Annotated in this window: 5 protein-coding genes and 1 pseudogene; 5 read left to right on the forward strand and 1 reads right to left on the reverse strand. The window is 64.3% G+C overall.

From position 1 onward, the window contains the following. The first annotated feature begins 6 nt into the window (after nt 1–6). The 3 genes from F4U95_RS25115 (at nt 7) to F4U95_RS10590 (ending at nt 3307) form a co-directional block, all read left to right on the forward strand. On the forward strand, nt 7–573 hold the full coding sequence (locus tag F4U95_RS25115) for a hypothetical protein (RefSeq protein ID WP_246171558.1): 567 nt from the start codon (nt 7–9) through the stop codon (nt 571–573). Nucleotides 574–627: 54 nt separating this feature from the next. After that, nucleotides 628–2901 carry a CHAT domain-containing protein gene (locus F4U95_RS10585; RefSeq protein WP_246171559.1) on the forward strand — a complete coding sequence of 758 codons (2274 nt, stop codon included), beginning with the start codon at nt 628–630 and terminating at the stop codon, nt 2899–2901. Between the two features lie 76 nt (nt 2902–2977). Next, on the forward strand, nt 2978–3307 hold the full coding sequence (locus F4U95_RS10590) for a GNAT family N-acetyltransferase (RefSeq protein WP_150425640.1): 330 nt from the start codon (nt 2978–2980) through the stop codon (nt 3305–3307). Nucleotides 3308–3404: 97 nt separating this feature from the next. Here the strand turns inward: F4U95_RS10590 and F4U95_RS10595 are convergent, their stop codons facing one another. Next, on the reverse strand, nt 3405–5273 hold the full coding sequence (locus F4U95_RS10595; RefSeq protein ID WP_150425641.1) for an ABC-F family ATP-binding cassette domain-containing protein: 1869 nt from the start codon (nt 5271–5273) through the stop codon (nt 3405–3407). 433 nt (nt 5274–5706) lie between these two features. Here F4U95_RS10595 and F4U95_RS10600 point away from each other — a divergent pair, with 433 nt between their 5' ends. Together F4U95_RS10600 and F4U95_RS10605 are read left to right on the forward strand one after the other, a co-directional pair. Beyond that, on the forward strand, nt 5707–6216 hold the full coding sequence (locus F4U95_RS10600) for a hypothetical protein (protein ID WP_150425642.1): 510 nt from the start codon (nt 5707–5709) through the stop codon (nt 6214–6216). Between the two features lie 44 nt (nt 6217–6260). After that, nucleotides 6261–6343: pseudogene (locus F4U95_RS10605) on the forward strand (IS5/IS1182 family transposase); the annotation flags it as partial.

Raw genomic sequence — 6343 nt, forward strand, 5'->3', positions numbered from 1 at the left:
GGCAAGATGAGACTTTCCACTATTGTTTCGGCGGCCTTTCTGACGCTGGCTCTGCCGGCGCCGTCGATCTTTGCCGCAACGCCCGCCGGCTTTTCGACGACCGATCCCCGCCATGCCCGGCTCTACGTGCTGGAGCACCAGGCGTTCGACCTGTTCAACAGCGACGATTATGCGCTGTCCATGTCGCAAAAGACCCGCGACGCCTGGAACCGCCTCCACGCCGCCGCTATCCGGACCAAGGTGGATGGCAAGGCTCATCCGCTGGCTGGGGTCGCGCTCATCAACCTGTCCTCCATGGACCAGATCGACGGCAGGAATAGCGACGCGCTGACCCGGTCGAGCGATGGCCTCACCCTGTTGGCGCCTTATGCCGACGCTTATCCCGTCGCCTGGATGCAAGGCCTGTCGATCAAGGGCTTCATCCAGGCTGCCCTGGGCGACGTCACTGGGGCAGCCGATACGCTGGCGCAGGCCAGTACCTATATGGACGGCTATATTGCCCGCACGCCGCCCGATCAGCAGGATGAATCGACCCAGATGCTGCGGTCGAACATCGCCTTCTCCCACGCCTAGGCCCTGACCCGGCTCGGCCGCAACGATGAAGCGGCCGAAGCGCAAAAGGCTAGCATGGAGGCCCGCATTCTGGCCGCGGGGCCGAACAGCGCCGATACGATCGGCTCCTATTACAGCTATGCCCAGATGCTCGCCCGCGCCGATCGCGACACGGAAGCGGAAAAATATGCGCGCATGGCGGTCGAGATCGCCACCGACCATGTCGACCGCAAGCATCCGAGCTATGCCCGCGCGCTCGAGGCATTGGGCCTGCTGCTATCGCGCACCGGTCGCCGTGCCGAGAGCCTGGACTATCTGCAACGCGCCATCGCCATCAAGCGCGAGACGGTGGGCACCAGCAGCCTCTATTTCCAGTTCGGCCTGCAAAATCTGGGCACGGTGATGCTGCCGCTGGAGCGCTATGCCGACGCGGAAACGCTTTTCATGGAAGCCGAGCGCGGTTTTCGCGGGCTGGAGGGGGAGAATAGTCCGCAATCCGCGCGCGCCCTCGCCTTCGCCGCATCGGCCGCGTTGGCGGAGGGCCATCGCGATCAGGCGATCGGCCGGATGGATGACGCATTGGCGCGCGTCCATGCCGCGTCGGACAAGGACCGGGACATCGGCCAGCGCGTCTATCCCTATCTGATCCCGGCATTGATGGCGACCGACCGCAGAGGGGAGGCCCGTGCCGCCGCCGATGCCTTCGCCGCCGAAACCCGGCAGCTCGACAATGCCCCCGCCATCCCGCTGGCGCAGGCGGCGATGCTGCTCGCCTGGACCCGGCAGGATGATGCAGCGTTGGCGCCAGCGGCGCGCCAGCTGGTCGGCCTGCTGCGCGACAGTGCCAGCGTCAATGACGATGGCGAACTGAACGAGGAACAGCGCGCGGCGCTCGACACGATCCTGGCGATAGCGGCGCAAGCCCAGGATGTGCCGCTGGCGCTGGACGCGATGGCGATCCTGGCGGGATCGCGCATCGCCCGGGCCAATCGGCTGGTCGCCCAACGACTGGTCGCCGATCCGGCGCTGGCCGCGCGCGTCCGCAGCCTCCAGGACCGGACGAAGACGTTGCAGGCCGCCGACAGCCGCCTGCTCAAGGCGCTGGCGATCGACAGCGGCGTGGCCGAAGCGCGCACCGAACGGGCCGATTTGGCCACCACGATAGAGGCCGAACGGGCCGCCATCGCCCGCGACTATCCGCGCTGGGTGGAGGCGCATGGTGGGGAGCGGCCGGATATCGATGCCCTGCGCGCCAGTCTTGGCAAGGACGAGGCGCTGCTGGCGGTGATGCCCGCCTTTGACGGGGTCTATCTGCTCGCCATCGGCGCCGATACGCAGCGCATCGAACGGGCGCAGATGGACCGCGCCGGGCTGGTGGCGCTGGTCGGGACATTGCGCGGATCGCTTACGCCGGCGGGTTTCGATCAGGCCAGTGCGCATAGCCTCTACAGCCAGATCTTCACGCCCGGCATCCTCGCGACATTGGGCAGGGCCAGCAGCCTGCGCATCGTGCCCACAGGCGCCTTCGCCTCCCTCCCATTCTCCATGTTGCCGCAACGGCCGGTCGAAACGGTAACACGCGCCACGCCCTGGCTGATCCACCGCTTCGCGATCGAGGTGCAGCCGGGCTTTTCCATCAGCGGTAGCCAGCGACATCAGTTCGCCACGCGCGACCAGCGCTTCCTGGGCGTCGGTGCGCCGCAATTGTTCGGCGACGTGCAGGCGGCCGATGCCCCGCGCCGTGGCGGCACGCGGGCGCTGTCCCAATTGCCGCCGCTGCCCGGATCACAGGCCGAGTTGCAGGCGGTGGCGCATCGTTTCGGCGCGGCACGGACCACATTGCTGGTCGGCGCGGACGCCAATGAGCGGGCGCTGCGCACGCGCGACCTGTCCGGCTATGGCGTGATCCTGTTCGCGACGCACGGACTGGTGAGCGGCGAGATGGAGGGGGTGACCGAACCGGCACTGGTCCTGTCCCCGCCCGGCGCAGACGACCGCCAAGATGACGGCCTGCTGACCGCGTCGGAGGTGGCGACGATGCGGATCGGCGCCGACTGGGTCATCCTGTCCGCCTGCAACACGGCGGCGGGCGACAATAGCCAGTCGCCGGCCTATTCGGGCCTCGCCCAGGCGTTCCGCTATGCCGGGGCGGGATCGCTGCTGGTATCGCACTGGCCGGTGCGGGACGATGCCAGCGCCTTCGTCACGCTGGAGACGGTCAAGGGCGCCAATCGCGGCCTGCCCCGCGCGGTGGCGCTGCAACGGGCGATGCTCAAGCTGATCGGATCGAAACATCCCAATGCGGTGCAGCCCTATATCTGGGCGCCGTTCATCCTGATGGGCCGGTGATAGGGAATAGTCCTTATAGGTTTCCGTAGGCGGAAGGCGGATAGGTCGGGGCGACCTGGACGCAAAGGACTTTCCCATGATCGCGCTTGAAAGCCGCTATGGCTTTCGCGTCGCCTTCGCACCGGGCGGGGACGATATCATCGCCGCCGCCACGCTGGCCGCCGACCAGGAGGGCGGCACCGGGGAAGTCGCCAACTCCATCCTGCCCGATCACAAGGGCAAGGGGATCGGCTGGACCCTGCTGGACCATGTCGCGCAGGAGGCGCGCGGATGGGGCATCGGCCGGCTCCAGTCGATCGAGAGCCGGGACAATCACGCCGCCATCGCCCTGGAACGGGAAATGGGGTTCAGCGCCCGCGCCGTGGAAGGCGACCCGGCGCTGGTGCTGCTGGAACGGGTGTTTTAGAGAATGATCCGATCAGATTGAATCGGATCATTCTCTAGAAGTCTTTTGTTTCCGCATTTTGCGAGCCGTCAGCTGTGCCAGCTGACTGCAAAATGCTCTAGCCCGCTTCCAGCGCGGCGCCAGCTTCCATCCAGACTTCTTCGGCGGCGGCCAGCTTCTTTTCGACTTCGGCGCGCTTCACCATCAGCTGGCTATTGGTCATTTTCGCCTCTGCCCCGGTCGCGGTCTTGGGGTCCGACAAGGCGGCGTCGATCCGGCCGCGCTCGGTGGCCAGCGCCGTCATCTCGCGCTCCGCCTTGTTGACTGCGTTCTTCAACACCTTCTGCTTTTCGCGCCATTCGGCGGCGGCTTTCTTGTCCGCCTTCCTGTCCACCTTGGGCGCGTCACCGCTGCTGCTGTTGCCGTCCGTCTTGCGCAGGATGATGTCGGTATAATCGTCAAGGCTGCCGTCGAACGGCTGGGCGGTGCCATTGTCGACCAGCACCAGACGATCGGCGACCAGTTCGATCATGTGGCGGTCATGCGACACGATCACCACCGCGCCGCTATAATCGTTGAGCGCCTGCACCAGCGCCTCTCGGCTGTCGACGTCCAGATGGTTGGTCGGTTCGTCGAGGATCAGCAAATGCGGCGCGTCGCGGGTGATAAGGGCAAGGGCCAGACGGGCGCGCTCGCCACCCGACATGGAGCCGACCTTCTGCACCGCCCGCTCGCCCGAGAAGCCGAAGCGACCCAGTTGCGCCCGCACCGCACCGGGCGTCGCGCCCTTCATCACGCGGGTCATATGCTCCAGTGGCGTGTCCGTGACGTCCAGTTCTTCCACCTGATATTGGGTGAAATAGCCGACATTCATCTTGGCCGAGCTTTGCATCGTCCCCTCCATCGGGGCGAGTTGCGCGGCGATCAGGCGGGCCAGCGTCGTCTTGCCGTTGCCGTTGCGGCCGAGCAGCGCCAGACGGTCGTCCGGGTCGATGCGCAGGTTGATGCGGCGCAGGATCGGCGTTTCGGTGTAGCCGACCGACGCCATGTCCATGGTGATGAGCGGCGGGCGCAGTTCGGCCGGGCTGGGAAAGCCGAAATGCAGCGTCGGATCTTCGATCGCGGCGGCAATGGGCTGCATCCGGGCCAGCGCCTTGGCACGAGACTGGGCCTGCTTTGCAGTGGACGCACGGGCGCTGTTGCGGGCGACATAATCTTGCAACTTCTCGCGCTCCGCCGTCTGCTTGGCGCGGGCGGATTCGAGCTGGGCCAACCGCTCGGCGCGCTGCCGTTCGAAGGCGTCGTAGCCGCCGGGATAGAGGGTGACCTTCCCCCCTTCCAGATGGAGGATATAGTCCACGACATTGTTGAGCAGGTCGCGTTCATGGCTGATGACGACCACGGTGCCGCGATAGGCTTTCAGGAAATTCTCCAGCCAGAGCGTGGCTTCGAGATCGAGATGGTTCGATGGTTCGTCGAGCAGCAGCAGGTCGGGGTTGGAGAAGAGCAGCGAAGCGAGCGCCACGCGCATTTTCCAGCCGCCCGAATAGCTGTCGAGCGGACGCCCCTGCATTTCTTCGTCGAAGCCAAGGCCCACGAGGATGCGGGCGGCGCGGGCCGGCGCGGTATAGGCGTCGATCGTCGTCAGCCGCTCATAGATATGGCCCAGGCGATCGGGGTCTTCGGTATGCTCCGCCTCCGCCATCAGTTCGGCGCGTTCCTTGTCGGCCTCCAGCACGGTGTCGAACGGGGTCGCGGTGCCCGAGGGGGCTTCCTGCGCGATATAGCCCAGCCGCGTGTCGCGGGGCATGTCGCACGACCCTTCATCCGGGTCGAGCTGGCCGATCATCACCTTCATCAGCGTGGACTTGCCCGCGCCGTTGCGGCCGATGAGGCCGACACGGCTGCGCGGCGGCAGCGCGGCGGCAGCGCGATCGAGAATGGTGCGGCCGCCCAGGCGCACGGTGATGGAATTCAGGTTCAGCATGGGCGCGCCCTTAGCAGAGGTACGGCGGGGCGCAAAGGCGCAGGGGAGCGTTTTACAACAGGGTCAGCGGTTGCGAAGTTCACACCGTTGATGCTGACGCAAAAACGTGGGCAAAAAAGGGTGCCGTGGATTTCGCAATAGGAAAAATTTTGCAAAGTCAGGCCCGTGCCGGTGCGAAGGCGACGCGGGGTGGATGAAGCCGACGGTGGGAAAGAGCCGGCCGGAGGATGACATGGAATGGGGGTGTAGGACAGGAGGGTTTTGGACTGTAGGGGAATGTCCGGTCTTGGGCGTGAACGCGCTAAGTCGGACATCATGCCAAAGCCTACCATAGCCTATTCATTGGTCATTTGGCTCCGCGAAAAAACGATCGTGGTCGAGGTTGCAAAAGGTATCCGCCAAAAGGAAGAAAGGCTATGATAGGACATAATCTATGACGGTTTCGGTCGATCTTATGCGTGCACGGCTTCGCTTTCTTGAAGAGCGGCACTCAGAGTTCAAGCGGCGTACCGAAGCGAACGGTGGCAGCCTTCCACGAAGCGACTGGTGGCGGTTCGAATATGCCGCCAACCCTTATCTGCTAGGCTGCCCGGACGATCGTCTTGCGATCCGCTTCCATGACGTATTCACCAACCAAACCGAATTAAGTCGCGAGGCGTTGATTGGCATTCTACCTGTCGATGACGGCAACCAGTTCATACGGAAGTTCACACACCTGCTAGAAGAATATGCCCTTCGCGGTGGCCTACCGAACCTAAATGATATTCCGAAAGATAATGTCGATTATTTCGCCAATGGCGGTCCCATTGCAGCACGCATCTTTGCCAATTATGTTGAACCCACACTTCCGTTTTTAGTTAAGTATGGAAGCAGGCAATTTCTTGAACCAATGCTGCATGAGGGCAAGATACGCATATGCCCGGCTAGGGTCAGGACCCATTGAAATGGGAGGCTCGATATGATTCAGGCTCCGCAAGGAGACTGAGTATGAGCGACCTGTACTGGCTGACGGATGAGCAGATGGCACGGCTTGAGCCATTTTTCCCCAAGAGCCATGGCCGCCCCCGGGT

It is taken from the genome of Sphingobium limneticum, from assembly GCF_008710165.1.
In the GTDB taxonomy this organism is placed as follows: Bacteria; Pseudomonadota; Alphaproteobacteria; order Sphingomonadales; family Sphingomonadaceae; genus Sphingobium; species Sphingobium limneticum.